Genomic DNA, 14,971 nt, shown 5'->3' on the forward strand with positions numbered 1-14,971 from the left:
GGACGTGACGACAGCGCCCGAGACCGTAAGTGCAGAGTCCGACCCCGCCGTGCTTCCACCCGCGACGTCCGCCGGCGTCGCGAGTCAAGCCAGCGTGAACCGTCGCATCGCCGACGAGCTCGCGGTGCGGGAAAGCCAGGTGCGTGCGGCCGTCGAGCTGATCGACGGCGGCTCGACCGTGCCGTTCATCGCGCGATACCGCAAGGAGGTCACCGGCGGTCTCGACGACGCGCAGCTGCGCCTGCTGGACGAGCGCCTGCACTACCTCCGCGAACTCGACGAGCGCCGGGGCGCGATCCTCGAATCCATCCGTGGCCAGGGCAAACTCGACGACGCGCTGCACCAGCAGATCATGCTCGCCGAGACCAAGGCCCGGCTCGAGGACATCTACCTGCCGTACAAGCCGAAGCGGCGGACCAAGGCGCAGATCGCGCGCGAGGCGGGGCACGAGCCGGTCGCCGACGCTCTGATCAACGACCCGACCACCGATCCCGCGCAGTACAGCGCCGAGCAGCTCGACGGCGCGCGGTCGATCCTGGTCGAGCGGTTCGCCGAGGACGCCGACCTGGTCGGTGAGCTGCGCGAGCTGATGTGGAACCGGGGTCAGGTCAGGTCGACCGTGCGTCCGGGTAAGGAGGAGGCGGGCGCGAAGTTCGCCGACTACTTCGAGTTCGACGAGCCGTTCAGCAAGCTGCCCTCGCACCGGATCCTCGCGTTGCTGCGCGGCGAGAAGGAAGACGTACTCTCGCTGCATCTGGAGCCGGATACCGAAGAACTCCAGCCCGGCGAGCGGTCCATCTACGAGGGCCGGATCGCGATCAAGTTCGACATCGCCGACAAGGGCCGCGCCGCCGACACCTGGCTGCTGGACACCGTGCGCTGGGCCTGGCGGACCAAACTGCAAGTGAGCCTTGGCATCGACACCCGGATGCGGCTGCGGCAGGCGGCGGAGAAGGACGCGGTCGACGTGTTCGCGGCGAACCTGCGCGACCTGCTGCTCGCCGCGCCCGCAGGCACCCGCACCACCATGGGTCTCGACCCCGGCTACCGGACCGGCGTGAAGGTGGCCGTCGTCGACGCCACCGGCAAGGCGGTCGCCACCGAGGTGATCTACCCGCACAAGCCGCAAGGCCAGACCGAGAAGTCCCTGGCCGTGCTCGGCGCGCTGGTCGCCCGGTTCGGCGTGGAGCTCATCGCCATCGGCAACGGCACCGCCTCGCGCGAGACCGACGCCCTTGCCGCCGAGCTGATCTCGCGCATTCCGGAGAACAAGCCGACCAAGATCGTGGTGTCCGAGGCGGGCGCCTCGGTGTACTCCGCGTCGGCCTACGCCACCCAGGAACTGCCGGACATGGACGTGTCGCTGCGCGGCGCGGTGTCCATCGCGCGCCGACTCCAGGATCCGCTCGCCGAATTGGTGAAGATCGATCCGAAGTCGATCGGCGTCGGCCAGTACCAGCACGACGTCTCCGAGACGCTGCTCGCCCGTTCGCTGGGCGCGGTGGTCGAGGACGCGGTGAACGCGGTCGGCGTCGACGTCAACACGGCCTCGGTGCCGCTGCTCTCCCGGGTGTCCGGCATCGCCGGCTCGGTCGCGGAAAGCATTGTGGCGCATCGGGACCAGAACGGCCCGTTCCGCAGCCGGACCGCGCTGCTCGAGGTGCCGCGGCTCGGACCGAAGGCGTTCGAGCAGTGCGCGGGCTTCCTGCGCATCCGCGGCGGCGACGACCCGCTGGACACCTCCGCGGTGCACCCCGAGGCGTACCCGGTGGTCCGCCGGATCATGAAATCGACCGGCCGCGACATCACCGAGGTCATCGGCAACACGACGGTGCTGCGCGCGCTGCGGGCCGACGAGTTCACCGACGAACGCTTCGGCCTGCCGACCGTCACCGACATCATCGCCGAGCTGGAGAAGCCGGGCCGCGACCCGCGACCGGAGTTCAAGACCGCGGAATTCGCCGCAGGCGTGGAGAAGGTCGCCGACCTGGAGCCGGGCATGGTGCTCGAGGGCGTCGTCACGAACGTCGCGGCGTTCGGCGCGTTCGTCGACGTGGGCGTGCACCAGGACGGGCTCGTGCACGTTTCGGCGATGTCGCACAACTTCGTCAAGGATCCGCGCGAGGTGGTGAACACCGGCGACGTGGTCAAGGTGAAGGTGCTCGAGGTCGATGTCGCACGGCAGCGCATCGGTCTGTCGCTGCGCCTGGACGACGAGCCGGGGACCGCGGTGAAGGGCGAGCGGGGCGACAATCGCCAGCGTGGTCACGGTGACCGCAAGGGTGGTGCGCCGGACCGGCAGAATGGTCAGGGTAAGAACCAGCAGGTCCGCAACCAAGGACAGCGCAATCAGAGTCAAGGTCAGACCCGCGGCGGCGGCAACCAGCGCCGCAACGCGCCCGCGCCGAGCGGTTCGATGGCGGACGCGCTGCGCCGGGCAGGTTTCGGACAGTAGCCCAGACGGAGGTTTCAGGCGGCCATGCGACGATGGCTCAGTGAGGATGTGATCGCGCAGGGCCGGCTGCCGCTGCTGTGCTTCCTACTGGGGTTCATCGTCGGCTTCCTGTTGATCCGGCTCAGCGTCCGGTTGATCCGCAAGCAGGTGCGCTGGTGGCCGGGGAATCTGCGGTCCGGTGGCGTGCACATCCACCACATGGTGTTCGGGGTGATCCTGGTGCTGGTGTCCGGCGTCGGCATGGTCACCCTGTACCAGACCGCGGACGTCACCACGGCCGCCGTGCTCGCCGCGTTCTTCGGGGTCGGCGCGGCGTTGACCCTGGACGAATTCGCGCTGATCTTCTACCTGCGCGACGTGTACTGGGAGGAGCAAGGGCGAACCTCGGTGGACGCGGTGTTCGTCGCGCTCGCGGTCACCGGGTTGCTGCTCTTGGGTTTTCATCCGCTGTGGTTGCTCGACATCAACGACTTCCGCAGTGATCCGAGCATCGAGGTCAGGGTGTTCGTCGTCTTCTTCGCGGTGGTGAACCTCGCGCTGGCCGCGATCGTCATCGCCAAGGGGAAGATCTGGACCGGGCTGTTCGGGATGTTCTTCCTGCCGCTGCTGTTCGTCGGCGCGCTGCGGTTGAGCCGGCCCGGCGCGCCCTGGGCTCGCTGGCGGTATTCGGATCGGCGCCGGTTGATGTATCGCGCCATCGTTCGCGAACGGCGCTACCGTCGCCCGGTGATCCGCGCCAAGATCTTCGTACAAGATCTGGTCGCGGGTAAACCCGACGTCGAACACGTCCGCACCGCCACCGAGGCCGAGCTGACCCGCACCGTCGTCCCGGCCCCGCCGGCCCCCCACCGGCACCACCTCTCCTTGTTTCCGTCCGACCACGAGGCCGACCAGGTGGCCAACACCCCGGACCGCGACTGAACCGTGTCGCCGCGCGCGAATTGTCTTGCCGCCCGCTGATCTGCGCGCCGCGCACGTATCCTCCAAACGTCTCCGCGCACAGCGATCCAAATGGTGGGCGGCACCCGAATTCGCGCACCAAACAGACCGGACAAGTGGTCTAGGCGGCAGCCAAGCTCGCGGGTGAATCGGGCCGCTGCGCAGGAAGTGGCTTCCTACGCACGGGATTGCCGACTATTTCGTGCGCGGCGAGTCAGGTGGTTCGCGGCGCCCGAGTTCGTGCGCGCCGACCGGAGCGGGCAGTTGCTCTAGTCGGCAGCCCTGCTCGCCGGTGAATCGGGCCGCTGCGCGCGAAGTGGCTTGCTGCGCATGGAATTGCCGGCTATTTCGTGCGGCGTGGTGAATCGTGCGCGTCAGGGCTGCGAGGCGGGCGGGGCGATCCTAACGGTGCGCGGCGGGTGAAGAGGTGCGCGGCCGGAAATTGTGCGCGCCAATAGGAGCGGGCGATCCGCCGCGCAGCGGTCGGCGGGCCGTGTAGGTGATCGAACACGATCTCCTACACGGGGCGATGTTTCGTGCGCCTCAGGGGATCGGGAGGGGGAGCGTGGCCAGGCGGGTGGGGTCGGCGAGCAGGTCGATGGCGGTGATCCGGTCGTCGGCGACGGCGAAGGCGATGACCGACATCGGGGTGCCGTCGGCGGTACTCAGCAGGCCCGCAACGCCATTCACCACGGCGGGTGTGACGTCGTACTGGTTGGCGAACTTGTGGAAGGTGTCCAGCAGTCCGGCGACGGCGGACGCGCCCCGGATGATCTGGAGGCCACCGGCACCGGCGTCGGCGCGCAGCACCACGTCGGGATCGAGCAGGGACAGTAGATCATCGAAGCTGCCGTCGCGGGCGGCGGCCAAGAACGCGGCGACGGCGCGGCGCTGGCGGGGGAGGTCCGGGTCCAGCCGCGGAGCGCCACCTTGGACACGACGGCGGGCACGGCTCGCGATCATCTTGGCCGCGCCGGGCGTCTTGCCGAGGATCGGCGCGATCTGGTCGTACGGCAGGGCGAACATGTCGTGCAGCACGAACGCTAGCCGCTCGGCCGGATTCAACGATTCGAGCACCACCAGCAGCGCGAGGCCGACCGAATCCGCCAGCAGCGCTTGCTGTTCCGGATCGGTTCCGTCGTCGAGGCGGACCACCGGGTCGGGCAACTGCTCCTCGAACGAGTCCTCCCGCCGCGCCCGGCGCGAGCGCAACACGTCCAGGCATACCCGGCTCACGGCGGTGGTCAGCCAGCCGCCGAGGTTGTCGATGCCGTCGGCATCGGTGCGGGCCAACCGCAGCCACGCCTCCTGCACGGCGTCCTCGGCCTCGGCCGGCGACCCGAGCATCCGGTAGGCCACCGAGACCAGATGCGCGCGATGCGCCTCGAACCGATCGGCCAGGTATTCGTCCACGTGGTCTCCTCCGCATTTGTCGTCCCACCGTGATGACGAATCGCGGGCGCCCGATGTGACAACGGCGGTGTTACCTCTCCTCCTCCCCGTCCGTCAGAGAGACAACAACGACGGAAGGAACGACATTATGCGCACCGGTACCAAGGACCTCGCACGCAGCGTCGCCTATCTGGGCGCCACCGGGGTCGTGCTCACCGAATCGGTGATCGGCTCCTATTGGGACGTCGCGCGGATTCCCTATGTCCGTGAGGTTTTCGACCGGCTCGAATATCCGATGTATTTCGCGACCATGCTCGGCGTCGCCAAGGCGGCGGCGGTGGCCGCGATCGTGCTGCCCGGCCGGCCGCGGGCTGAGGAATGGGCCTATGCCGGACTGACCTTCGTCTACGGCGGCGCGGCGGTGTCGCACCTCGCGGCCGGTGACGAGCCGAAGGCGGCGATCGGGCCGTTGGTGTTCGCCGGGCTCAGCCTGGCGTCCTGGGGTTTGCGGCCGCCCAGTGGCCGACGCAATCCACTGACGTTGCTGCGCCGTTCGGCGGCTTGAGAACTAGGCGGGAAGGACGATCATGAACGACGTACAGGGCACTGTCGCACCGGGATTCGAATCGGTGCGAGACGAGTTCGCCGAGGTCGTAGCCGCGGAGAACGGCGAATCCGGTGCGCAGCTGGCCGCTTTCGCGCACGGCCGACCGGTGGTCGACCTCTGGGCCGGCCCGCAGGTGACCGGCGAGACGGTGACCGGCGTGCTCTCCTCGACCAAGGGGGCCGCGACCCTGGTGGTGGCGCTGCTGGTCCAGGACGGATTGCTCGACCTGGACCGGCCCGTCGCCGCCTACTGGCCGGAGTTCGCCGACGCGGGCAAGGTCACGATCACCTTGCGGCAGGTGCTCACCAACAAATCCGGCGTGATCGGGGTGGACGGCGGTTTCACCCTGGCCGAACTCGCCGACGACCGGCTCATCGCCCGCCGCGTCGCCGGTCAGCGCCCGTTCTTCCGGCCCGGAGTCGTGCAGGGCTACGGCGGCTTCGTCACCTTCGCCATCATCGGCGAGACGGTTCGCCGCCTCACCGGCAGCTCGATCCAGGAGTTGTTCGAGGAACGCGTCCGAGCCCCGTACGATCTGGACCTCTATCTCGGATTGCCTGCGGCACTGGAGGATCGGTACCTGCCGATCCTGCCGTGGTCGGCGACACCGGAGATGCGGGCCGCGTTCGAAGCGAATTCGCCCGGTCCGCAGAGCATTCCGGGTATCTCGTACAACCTCAACGCCGCTGGATTCACCCCTGACGATGTGCTCTCGCTGCCCAACTATGCCGCTCTGCGCGCGAACGGCCCGGCCTCGATGGGCGGCGTGGGTAGCGCGCGTGGATTGGCCACCATGTACGCGGCGGCGATCTCCGAAATAAACGGCCGTGCAGCACTTTTGAAGCCCGATACGCTCGCTGTGTTCACCACTGTCCAGACCGCGGGTCGCGATCTGGTCCGCGGCGACAACGCGCCCTATCTGGTCGGCTTCGAGGCCAAGGGCCTGGGCTATCCGTTCCTCGGCGCACAGGCCTTCGGTCACACCGGCGCCGCCGGTTCCGAGGGCTTCGCCGACCCGCACAGCGGCCTGTCCTACGGCTACACCCGCCGGCGCGCCGCCTTCGCCTTCACCGCGGCGGAAAACGAGCGACTGGCCGCGGTGCTGCACCGTGCCGCTCGAAATGCTCAGGGCTGAAACGTAATTCGCCGCGTATGCGCTGGCGCCGGCATATCTTCCGGTGCCAGCGCGACGTGCATGCACGCGGCGATCAACGCGGCCTCGGCCACCGCGCAGAGCACCGCCTGCGCCATCGGAGCCCCGGGGTCGGAGGTCACCAGGTCGAACCACAGGTCGATCACTGCCGCGCCGGCGACCGCCGACGCCACCAGTCGTGCCCGAGAGTCGTTGCGGTGCACCAACCTCGTGGTCAGTCCGCAGCCGGCGGCGAGAAACAGATCCAGGCCGACCCACGCCGAGGACCAGTTCCGCACGTGCGCGGTACCGGGCAACGTCATCCAGAGGATGGCGGCCCACGGCACGAGCGCCAGCGCGCTGGCCGCGATGAGCCAGCGCGCCTTGTCGCGGGCCGATCGGGTTCGGGAGGGGAGCAGGGCGGTCATTCGCATGACGGCCACGCTACGTCCGCAAAGAAGTCTTTGCAAACATTTCTTTGCAAAGGAATGTTTGCTATTCTTCGCCCATGGCACCGCGCAGCAGCGACGACATGACCAGTGCCGAGCGCACCGCGCTCTACCGCACGCTCGCCCATCCCCTGCGCGGACGCATCCTCGACTACCTGGGCAAACACGGCGAAGCGAACTCGGCGACGCTGGCCGAGGTGCTCGACGAGAGCACCGGCAGCACCAGCTACCACCTGCGCAAGCTGGCCGAGCTCGGCCTCATCACCGAGATCCCGGAGAAATCGACGGGCCGCGAGCGCTGGTGGAAGTCGCTGCCGTTCGAACACACCACGCCCGATCCGGCGACCATGGCGCCCGCCGAATACGCGGCGGCCGAACATCTCGGCAGGCTGAAGGCGGGCCGCGACATCGACCTCTATCTGCGGGCGGTGCGCGAATGGGCAGGCCCGGATGGCTGGGCGCAGGTGCAGCGCACCGCAACCTATATGACAAAAGACCAGGTGGTAGCGTTCGTCGCGGAGTACAAGGCGCTGCTCGCGCGCCACGGCACCGCCCGTGAGGACGCCCCGGCGGGCGCGCAACCGATGAGCGTCCGCCTGTTCGCGGTGCCCGAGACACCGGCCTGATCCGGGGCCGATTTTTCCGGCGACCCGCTGATCTGGCACAATACTCAGGTTGCCCTGGGCGAGTTGTGCACCAGGCGCATCCCCTTGAATCGGAGCATGAACCGGTCGAGCACGTGAGGTGCCGCCAGGGTCCTCTGTTCGCGCGAACCCATAAGGATGGAAATGAACACCCTTGACTTCGTCGACGAGAAGTCGCTGCGCAGCGACGTCCCCGACTTCCGGCCGGGCGACACCCTCAATGTGCACGTAAAGGTCATCGAAGGCTCGAAGGAGCGCATCCAGGTCTTCAAGGGCGTCGTCATCCGACGCCAGGGCGGTGGCATCCGCGAGACCTTCACGGTCCGCAAGGTGTCGTTCGGTGTCGGCGTGGAGCGCACCTTCCCGGTGCACACCCCGAACATCGACCACATCGAGGTCGTCACCCGCGGTGACGTCCGCCGCGCCAAGCTGTACTACCTGCGCGATCTGCGCGGCAAGGCCGCCAAGATCAAGGAAAAGCGCTGATCTGGCTTTTCGCACCACAGAGCGTCCGGTAGCCCGGCAGCGGAACTCAGTTCCGCTGCCGGGCTACTGTTTTCGGTGTGACAGACCACAGCGCGTCCTCGACGGAATCGGCCGACCACGGGGGAGGGCGTCGCGGCAGACGGCGGCGGGAGCGCAAGCAGCGCCCGTTCTGGCAGGAACTGCCGATCCTGATCGTGATCGCCGCGGTCATCGCCGCGCTGATGGTCAACTTCGTGGGACGTCCGTACAAGATCCCGTCGGAGTCGATGGAGACCACGCTGCACGGTTGCGCGGGCTGCACCGGTGACCGCATCTACGTGGAGAAACTGAGCTACTACTGGGGCGATCCCCAGCCGGGTGACGTCGTCGTGTTCGTCGGCCCGCCGTCCTGGAACGACACCTTCCAGTCGACCCGCTCGAGCAACACCGTCGTTCGTGGTGTGCAGAACTTCTTCTCCTTCCTCGGGATCGTGCCGCCGGACGAGAACGACTTGGTCAAGCGAGTGGTCGCGGTCGGCGGTCAGACCGTGCAGTGCTGCGACGCGCAGGGCCGGGTCCTGGTCGACGGCAAGCCACTGGACGAGCCGTACGCCCGCTACACCCTCCCGTACAAGCCGGGCCAGCCCTTCGGCGCCGGCGGGGGCCGCGAGTTCGCGCCGGTCAAGGTGCCCGACGGCGCCCTGTGGGTGATGGGCGACAACCGCAACAACTCGCGCGACTCGCGCGCGCACGTCACCGACGAACTGCACGGCACCGTCCCGGTGGACAACGTCCGGGGCAAAGCGCTGTTCAAGATCTGGCCGCCGAGCCGGATCGGGCCGGTGCGCTCGGAGGATCCGCAACCGAAATAGTGTGACACCGATCGCCCGGCGTCAGCCGAGTCTCAGGGTGCCGGGCTAATCTGTTCGGCGTGGCAGACGAAAGTGGGTCGGTGTCGGTGTCCGATTCGGACGACGAGCGGGTGCAACCGCGGCGCGGCAGGCGGCGGCGCGAGAAGAAGCAGCGGCCGTTCTGGCAGGAGCTGCCGATCCTGATCGTCATCGCGGCGGTGATCGCCGCGCTGATGGTCACCTTCGTCGGACGCCCTTACGTGATTCCGTCGCAATCGATGGAAACCACGCTGCACGGCTGTGCGGGCTGCACCGGTGACCGCATCTACGTGCAGAAACTGAGCTACTACTGGGGCGATCCCCAGCCGGGCGACGTCGTTGTGTTCGTCGGCCCGCCGTCCTGGAACACGCACTACCAGTCCATCCGTTCGGACAACGCCGTCGCGCGCGGCGTGCAGAACTTCTTCTCCTTCTTCGGCCTGGTGCCGCCGGACGAGAACGATCTGGTGAAGCGGGTGATCGCGGTCGGCGGTCAGACCGTGCAGTGCTGCGACGCGCAGGGCCGGGTCCTGGTCGACGGCAAGCCACTCGACGAGCCGTACGCGCGCTACCTGCTGCCGTATGTCCCCGGGCAGCCCTACGGTCCCGGCGGCGGACGCGAATTCAAGCCGGTCAAGGTGCCGGAGGGGCACCTGTGGGTGATGGGCGACAACCGCAACGAGTCGGCCGATTCGCGCGCCCACATCACCGATGAACTGCAAGGCACGGTCCCCGTGGACAACGTTCGCGGCAAGGCCGTCTTCAAGATCTGGCCGCCGAGCCGGATCGGTCCGGTCCGCTCACAGAACGCCCAAGCGAACTGATCATCAGCGGCCGCAGCATAATTGGACGGTGGGGCAGAGCCGAGTGGTACAGAGCAACGGGTGGCCGCCGCGCGTGGTGATGCGGAAGGCGGGTGGGTTACGCACGCTCGAAGCGGCGTTGATCCGCAGCGGGCTCGGCCCGGTCGCCGGCGTCGACGAGGCGGGCCGCGGGCCGTGCGCGGGACCATTGGTCGTCGCGGCCTGCCTGCTCGCGCCCAAGGCCTACGACAAGCTGGCCGGCCTCGACGACTCCAAGAAGCTCACCGAGGCGGTCCGGGAGGAGCTGTACCCGGTCATCATCCGGTTGTCGCTGGCCTGGAACGTCGTGGTCATCCCGGCCTGGGAGATCGACTCGATCGGCATCCACGTCGCCAATATCGAGGGCATGCGGCGCGCGGTCGCCGGGCTCGGTGCGACACCGGGATACGTATTGACCGACGGGTTCCGGGTGCCCGGCATTCCCGCGCCGTCGCTGCCGGTGATCGGTGGTGACGCGGCCGCGGCCTGCATCGCCGCCGCCAGCATCCTGGCGAAGGTCACCAGGGACCGGATGATGGTCGAGCTCGACGAGCGGTATCCCGGTTACGGTTTCGCCGGTCACAAGGGCTACAACACGCCCGACCACCTCGCGGCCTTGCGGCGGCTCGGGCCCAGCGACGAGCACCGGCGTTCCTGGCGCAACGTGCGCGAGGTCGAGGGCCTGCGACCGGTGTCCGCGGTGGCCGAGGCGGCGGACGCGGTGCTCTCCGGCGAGCAGACCCCGATGATGTCCGATGAGTGCCGAGACGGGCGTCCGGATAGCCGAGTGGCTACCGGCGCCACCCATGCGCGATGATGTCAACACACGACGCAGCGCGGCGAGAAGGAGGACGTCCCACCCGATGAGTGCCGAGGACCTCGAGAAGTACGAAACCGAGATGGAGCTCTCGCTGTACCGAGAGTACAAAGACATCGTCGGTCAGTTCTCGTACGTGGTGGAGACCGAGCGCCGCTTCTACCTGGCCAACTCCGTGGAGTTGCGCCCGCAGAACGCCGACGGCGAGGTGTATTTCGAAGTGCGGATGAGCGATGCCTGGGTGTGGGACATGTACCGCCCGGCCCGCTTCGTCAAGCACGTCCGCGTGATCACCTTCAAGGACGTCAACATCGAAGAGCTGGAGAAGCCGGACCTGCGCCTGCCGGAGTAATAGCACGGTCGGCCGACGCCGCGGCGCTCTCGGGTAGCCGCGCGCCGCGAGTTGTCCACAGGGGTTCGGCTATCCCCAAGGCCGGTATTTCCCCAGGTCGTCGGCCGCGGCCGAGGTGAGCCGCCGGGCACATTGGCCCGGTGACGGATAAAAGGGCGCTCGGTGCGCGTGGAGAAGAGCTGGCGGCGCGGTTCCTCGAGGCAGCGGGGATCGAGATCGTCAGCAGGAACTGGCGATGCAAATACGGTGAACTGGACCTGATCGTCCGCGACGTCGGGGTCACCGCGTTCGTCGAGGTCAAAACCCGGTCGGGGCTCGGTTTCGGGATACCGGCCGAGTCGGTCACCTTCACCAAACAGCAGCGGATCCGGCGGTTGGCGCTGCTGTGGCTGGCCGAACAGGAAGGTCCCTGGCGGCAGATCCGGTTCGACGTCGTCTCCGTGCTGCTGGCCCGCGGGCACGAACCGGTCATCGATCACCTCAAGGCGGTGTTCTGATGGCCCTCGGCCGGGCCCACTCGGTCGCGGTCACCGGGGTGGACGGGCTGCTGGTGGAGATCGAGGCCGATATCGGGCAGGGGTTGCCCTCGGTGCACCTGGTGGGGTTGCCGGATACGGCGTTGCAGGAGTCGAGGAACCGGGTTCGTTCGGCGGTGGCGAACTCGGGGGAGAAGTGGCCGGACGGGCGGGTGATTCTGGCGCTCTCGCCGGCGACGTTGCCCAAGATCGGCAGCGTTTACGATCTGGCCCTGGCGATTTCGGTACTCGACGCGTCGGGGGCGGTTCCGTCCGAGCGGCTCGCGAAGACGGTGTTGCTCGGTGAACTCGCGCTGGACGGGCGGATTCGGCGGGTGCGCGGCATTCTGCCCGCGGTGATCGCCGCCCGCAATGCGGGGTGGCCCGCGGTCGTGGTGCCGGAGTCGGCGCTGGCCGAGGCCGGATTGGTCGACGGGATAACGGTTTTCGGGGCGCCGAGCCTGCGCGCGGTGGTGGCTTGGTTACGCGGGGAAGGCGCGCTGGCCGAGCCGACGGGGCGAATGCCGGAGCCGGTGCGCTCCGGCGGCGATCTGAGTGAGGTGGTCGGGCAGGACGAGGCCCGCTGGGCGCTGGAGGTGGCCGCGGCGGGCGGGCATCATCTGCTGCTCACCGGACCGCCGGGCATCGGTAAAACGATGCTGGCGCAACGTCTTCCGGGGCTGTTGCCGCCGCTGTCGGAGTCCGAGTCGCTGGAGGTGACCGCCATCCACTCGATGGCGGGCGTGCTGTCCGGCGATCATCCGCTCATCACGATGCCGCCGTTCGTCGCGCCGCATCATTCGACGTCGGTGACCGCCATGGTCGGCGGCGGATCGGGCACCGCGCGACCGGGTGCGGTGAGCCGGGCGCATCGTGGCGTGCTGTTTCTCGACGAGTGCGCGGAAATCGGCACCAAGGTGCTGGAGGCGATGCGAACTCCGTTGGAGGAGGGCGAGGTGCGCATCGCGCGCCGCGACGGTGTCGCCCGGTATCCGGCGCGCTTCCAGCTCGTGCTGGCGGCCAATCCGTGCCCGTGCGCGCCGGCCAGGGACGTCGACTGCATCTGCGCGCCGCTCGCCCGGCGGCGCTATCTCGGGAAATTGTCCGGGCCGCTGATGGATCGCATCGATATCTGGGTGCAGATGCGCGGTCAGTCGGGGGCCGCGTTCAGCACCGACAAGGCCGAGAGCAGCGCGGTGGTGCGGGAGCGCGTCGCCGCGGCGCGGCAGGCGGCGGTGCGGCGCTGGCAGGAGTACGGCTGGCTGACCAATGCCGAAGTGCCGGGCCATATCCTGCGGCAGAAATTCCGGTTGCCGCACGAGGCGGTCGCGCCGGTCGAGACCGCGTTGCGGCTCGGACGGCTGTCGGCGCGCGGGGCGGACCGGGCGATCCGCGTCGCCTGGACGATCAGTGACTTGCGCGCGGCGGAGTCGCCGACCGCGCAAGATGTGCTGGCGGCGTTGAACTTTCGGCAGCGGGGTGCACAGTGAGTGCGGGCCTTGGCGCGGAAGCCGTGCCGTCCCCGGTGGGCGGCGGCATCGAACTGCCGGTGTCCTCGGCGGGAAGCTGCGCCGCGGCGTTCGATCTCGACGCCTACGAACGACGGCTGGCGTGGGTGTACCTGTCCCGGGTGGTGTCGGGGCCGTGTGCGGCGCTCTCGGCACTGATCGAGTCGGTAGGAGTGCTCGAGGCGGCACGTGCGGTGCGCGAGTGCGCGTTGCCGCAGTCGTTGCGCGGACCGACCGAGCAGCGGCGCGGAACCGACTCGGCCGCAAGGGATCTGGAGTTTATCGAGCGGATCGGTGGGCGGGTGGTGACGCCGGATGATCCGGAGTGGCCTGCCTGGCGGTTGCTGGGTCTCAGCCAGCTCGACGCGGGTCGTGACCGGGACGGTGCGGTGCCGCTGGTGCTGTGGGTGCGCGGTCCGCGGTCGCTGCTGGAAGCGAGCGACCGTGCCCTCGCGGTCGTGGGCGCGCGCTGCAGCACCGGGTACGGGAACCAGGTCACCGGCGAGATCGCGGGCGATCTCGCGGCCGAAGGCTGGACGATCGTCTCCGGCGCGGCCTTCGGGATCGACGGGATGGCACATCGCGCGGCCCTGGCCGTCGGTGGTTGCACCATCGCGGTGCTGGCCTGCGGAATCGACCGTCCCTATCCGGTTCAGCACGATCGGCTGCTGGCGGAGATCGCCGAGACCGGGCTGGTGGTCAGCGAATACCCGCCGGGCGCCACCGCGCACAAACACCAGTTCCTGGCGCGGAACCGGCTCGTTGCCGCGTTCGCCGACGGCGTGCTGGTCGTCGAGGCGGGGTTGCGCAGCGGGGCGCGCAACACGGTGAAATGGGCCCGGCGCCTTGGTCGTCCGGCGCTGGCGATCCCCGGTCCGGTCACCTCCGCGGCCTCCGTCGGCTGTCACCGGATGATCCGCGAAGGCGAAGCCCTGCTCGTCACGTGCGTGGCGGAGGTCGTCGACGAGGCGGGGCCGCTGCGCTTGCCACTGTCCGGTGCGGTCGGCGGCCCCGGGGATTCGCTGTCCGGCGACGAAGCCCTCGTCTTCGCCGCGCTCCCGAAGATCGGTTCGCGCACACCCCGCGAACTGGCCGAGCAGTCCGGCCTGACCCTATCCGCGGTTCGCGCGGCCCTGCCCGCCCTCGAGCTCGCGGAGTTCGCCGGCACGAACGACGGCGGCTGGTACCGGAAAACGACCGCCCGCCGCCACCCCGAGGACACCTGACCGATGCCCCCAACCCCCCAAAAGAAAGCTGACACAAATGTATGGTGCAGGTACCATAACCTCCATGCTGAAAAAGACGACAGTAATGGTCGACGAAGAGGACCTGGCCCTCATCAAGGCGGCTGCCGCGCGGGAGGGCAGGCCCGAGTCCGAGATTTTCCGCGAGGCGTTCCACATCGCCGCACTACGCACAAAACGGTGGGACGACGACTGGGACATCCCCGCAATCAGTTCCGGACGGACGCGGACCGCCGAGGAAATGAGTCAGGTGGTGCACGAGGAGATCGTGCGGCGGAACAGTTGATCATCATCGGCGACACCTCCGCCTTGGTCGCCGCCTTCGACACCGATCATTCGGACCACGACGGCGCGCGTGCCTCGTTGGCCGCGGCCGCGCTGACGGTTGTCTGCCCGCTGGTGCTGCTCGAGATCGAACACATCGTGACCCGGGACTTCGACCGGCAGACGGCAGGCGTCCTGCACGACTGGCTGCTCGCCCAGGAACCGCTCGGCCGCGTCGCCCTACCGGCGCTGCCGAGCGACCACCTGCGCAAGGCGCGCAGGGTGCAGGACCGATATCTCGATCTGCGACTCGACTTCACCGATGCGGTAAACGTCGTGCTGGCGGCCGAATACGAGACCGACGTCATCCTGACCCTGGACCGCAAGGATTTTCGCGCGATCCGGCCGCTCACCGGTGCCGAGGCCTTCCGAGTGCTGCCCGACGACCTATGAGCG

At 68.6% G+C, this 14,971-nt stretch carries 17 protein-coding genes; 15 read left to right on the forward strand and 2 right to left on the reverse strand.

Going from position 1 to position 14,971, the window contains the following annotated elements; genetic code table 11:
- The first annotated feature begins 49 nt into the window (after positions 1 to 49).
- The gene (locus ACFYO1_RS05840; protein ID WP_387231702.1) at positions 50 to 2,455 is read left to right on the forward strand and encodes a Tex family protein; all 2,406 of its coding nucleotides are present in this window, start codon (positions 50 to 52) and stop codon (positions 2,453 to 2,455) included.
- Between the two features lie 24 nt (positions 2,456 to 2,479).
- Complete coding sequence (locus ACFYO1_RS05845) at positions 2,480 to 3,376, forward strand: hypothetical protein (RefSeq protein WP_387227572.1); 897 nt, start codon at positions 2,480 to 2,482, stop codon at positions 3,374 to 3,376.
- Positions 3,377 to 3,937: 561 nt separating this feature from the next.
- Here the strand turns inward: ACFYO1_RS05845 and ACFYO1_RS05850 are convergent.
- Entirely contained in the window at positions 3,938 to 4,807 is an 870-nt protein-coding gene (locus tag ACFYO1_RS05850) for a sigma-70 family RNA polymerase sigma factor (RefSeq protein WP_387227574.1), read from the reverse strand.
- A 127-nt stretch (positions 4,808 to 4,934) separates the two neighbouring features.
- Between ACFYO1_RS05850 and ACFYO1_RS05855 the strand changes: the two genes are divergently transcribed.
- Together ACFYO1_RS05855 and ACFYO1_RS05860 are read left to right on the forward strand one after the other, a co-directional pair.
- A complete protein-coding gene (locus ACFYO1_RS05855; protein WP_387227576.1) occupies positions 4,935 to 5,351 on the forward strand; it encodes a DoxX family protein in 417 nt (138 codons plus the stop codon).
- A 22-nt stretch (positions 5,352 to 5,373) separates the two neighbouring features.
- Positions 5,374 to 6,528, forward strand: a complete 1,155-nt coding sequence (locus tag ACFYO1_RS05860) for a serine hydrolase domain-containing protein (protein WP_387227578.1) — start codon at positions 5,374 to 5,376, stop codon at positions 6,526 to 6,528.
- Here ACFYO1_RS05860 and ACFYO1_RS05865 read toward each other — a convergent pair.
- A complete protein-coding gene (locus ACFYO1_RS05865; protein WP_387227580.1) occupies positions 6,519 to 6,959 on the reverse strand; it encodes a hypothetical protein in 441 nt (146 codons plus the stop codon). The genes ACFYO1_RS05860 and ACFYO1_RS05865 overlap by 10 nt on opposite strands.
- Before the next feature lie 74 nt (positions 6,960 to 7,033).
- Here ACFYO1_RS05865 and ACFYO1_RS05870 point away from each other — a divergent pair, with 74 nt between their 5' ends.
- The 11 genes from ACFYO1_RS05870 (at position 7,034) to ACFYO1_RS05920 (ending at position 14,968) form a co-directional block, all read left to right on the forward strand.
- Positions 7,034 to 7,600, forward strand: coding sequence for a helix-turn-helix domain-containing protein (locus ACFYO1_RS05870; protein ID WP_387227582.1), 567 nt, complete (start codon positions 7,034 to 7,036; stop codon positions 7,598 to 7,600).
- 162 nt (positions 7,601 to 7,762) lie between these two features.
- Positions 7,763 to 8,104, forward strand: a complete 342-nt coding sequence (rplS, locus tag ACFYO1_RS05875) for a 50S ribosomal protein L19 (protein WP_029893064.1) — start codon at positions 7,763 to 7,765, stop codon at positions 8,102 to 8,104.
- Between the two features lie 77 nt (positions 8,105 to 8,181).
- Complete coding sequence (gene lepB / locus ACFYO1_RS05880) at positions 8,182 to 8,955, forward strand: signal peptidase I (RefSeq protein ID WP_387227585.1); 774 nt, start codon at positions 8,182 to 8,184, stop codon at positions 8,953 to 8,955.
- Between the two features lie 59 nt (positions 8,956 to 9,014).
- On the forward strand, positions 9,015 to 9,797 hold the full coding sequence (lepB, locus tag ACFYO1_RS05885; RefSeq protein WP_387227587.1) for a signal peptidase I: 783 nt from the start codon (positions 9,015 to 9,017) through the stop codon (positions 9,795 to 9,797).
- Positions 9,798 to 9,840: 43 nt separating this feature from the next.
- On the forward strand, positions 9,841 to 10,632 hold the full coding sequence (locus ACFYO1_RS05890) for a ribonuclease HII (RefSeq protein WP_387231704.1): 792 nt from the start codon (positions 9,841 to 9,843) through the stop codon (positions 10,630 to 10,632).
- Positions 10,633 to 10,678: 46 nt separating this feature from the next.
- Positions 10,679 to 10,984 (forward strand): DUF2469 domain-containing protein, encoded by a 306-nt coding sequence (locus ACFYO1_RS05895; RefSeq protein WP_011210678.1) that lies wholly within the window; start codon positions 10,679 to 10,681, stop codon positions 10,982 to 10,984.
- 140 nt (positions 10,985 to 11,124) lie between these two features.
- Positions 11,125 to 11,481, forward strand: coding sequence for a YraN family protein (locus ACFYO1_RS05900; RefSeq protein WP_387227589.1), 357 nt, complete (start codon positions 11,125 to 11,127; stop codon positions 11,479 to 11,481).
- Positions 11,481 to 12,989, forward strand: coding sequence for a YifB family Mg chelatase-like AAA ATPase (locus ACFYO1_RS05905; protein WP_387227591.1), 1,509 nt, complete (start codon positions 11,481 to 11,483; stop codon positions 12,987 to 12,989). The genes ACFYO1_RS05900 and ACFYO1_RS05905 overlap by 1 nt, the downstream gene beginning before the upstream one ends.
- Positions 12,990 to 13,105: 116 nt before the next feature.
- On the forward strand, positions 13,106 to 14,233 hold the full coding sequence (gene dprA, locus ACFYO1_RS05910) for a DNA-processing protein DprA (protein WP_387231706.1): 1,128 nt from the start codon (positions 13,106 to 13,108) through the stop codon (positions 14,231 to 14,233).
- Between the two features lie 64 nt (positions 14,234 to 14,297).
- Positions 14,298 to 14,537 (forward strand): ribbon-helix-helix protein, CopG family, encoded by a 240-nt coding sequence (locus tag ACFYO1_RS05915; protein ID WP_387227593.1) that lies wholly within the window; start codon positions 14,298 to 14,300, stop codon positions 14,535 to 14,537.
- The gene (locus tag ACFYO1_RS05920; protein WP_387227595.1) at positions 14,534 to 14,968 is read left to right on the forward strand and encodes a PIN domain-containing protein; all 435 of its coding nucleotides are present in this window, start codon (positions 14,534 to 14,536) and stop codon (positions 14,966 to 14,968) included. The genes ACFYO1_RS05915 and ACFYO1_RS05920 overlap by 4 nt, the downstream gene beginning before the upstream one ends.
- Positions 14,969 to 14,971: the final 3 nt, after the last annotated feature.

Source organism: Nocardia sp. NPDC006044 (genome assembly GCF_042871115.1).
Taxonomy (GTDB): domain Bacteria; phylum Actinomycetota; class Actinomycetes; order Mycobacteriales; family Mycobacteriaceae; genus Nocardia.

What these genes read in the sequence shown, in the direction of transcription:
- rplS (WP_029893064.1), top strand. Translation starts at nt 7,763, where the DNA reads ATGAACACCCTTGACTTCGTCGACGAGAAGTCGCTGCGCAGCGACGTC.
- ACFYO1_RS05905 (WP_387227591.1), top strand. Translation starts at nt 11,481, where the DNA reads ATGGCCCTCGGCCGGGCCCACTCGGTCGCGGTCACCGGGGTGGACGGG.
- ACFYO1_RS05865 (WP_387227580.1), bottom strand. Translation starts at nt 6,959, where the DNA reads ATGCGAATGACCGCCCTGCTCCCCTCCCGAACCCGATCGGCCCGCGAC.
- ACFYO1_RS05895 (WP_011210678.1), top strand. Translation starts at nt 10,679, where the DNA reads ATGAGTGCCGAGGACCTCGAGAAGTACGAAACCGAGATGGAGCTCTCG.
- ACFYO1_RS05860 (WP_387227578.1), top strand. Translation starts at nt 5,374, where the DNA reads ATGAACGACGTACAGGGCACTGTCGCACCGGGATTCGAATCGGTGCGA.
- ACFYO1_RS05870 (WP_387227582.1), top strand. Translation starts at nt 7,034, where the DNA reads ATGGCACCGCGCAGCAGCGACGACATGACCAGTGCCGAGCGCACCGCG.
- ACFYO1_RS05855 (WP_387227576.1), top strand. Translation starts at nt 4,935, where the DNA reads ATGCGCACCGGTACCAAGGACCTCGCACGCAGCGTCGCCTATCTGGGC.
- ACFYO1_RS05845 (WP_387227572.1), top strand. Translation starts at nt 2,480, where the DNA reads ATGCGACGATGGCTCAGTGAGGATGTGATCGCGCAGGGCCGGCTGCCG.
- ACFYO1_RS05915 (WP_387227593.1), top strand. Translation starts at nt 14,298, where the DNA reads ATGCTGAAAAAGACGACAGTAATGGTCGACGAAGAGGACCTGGCCCTC.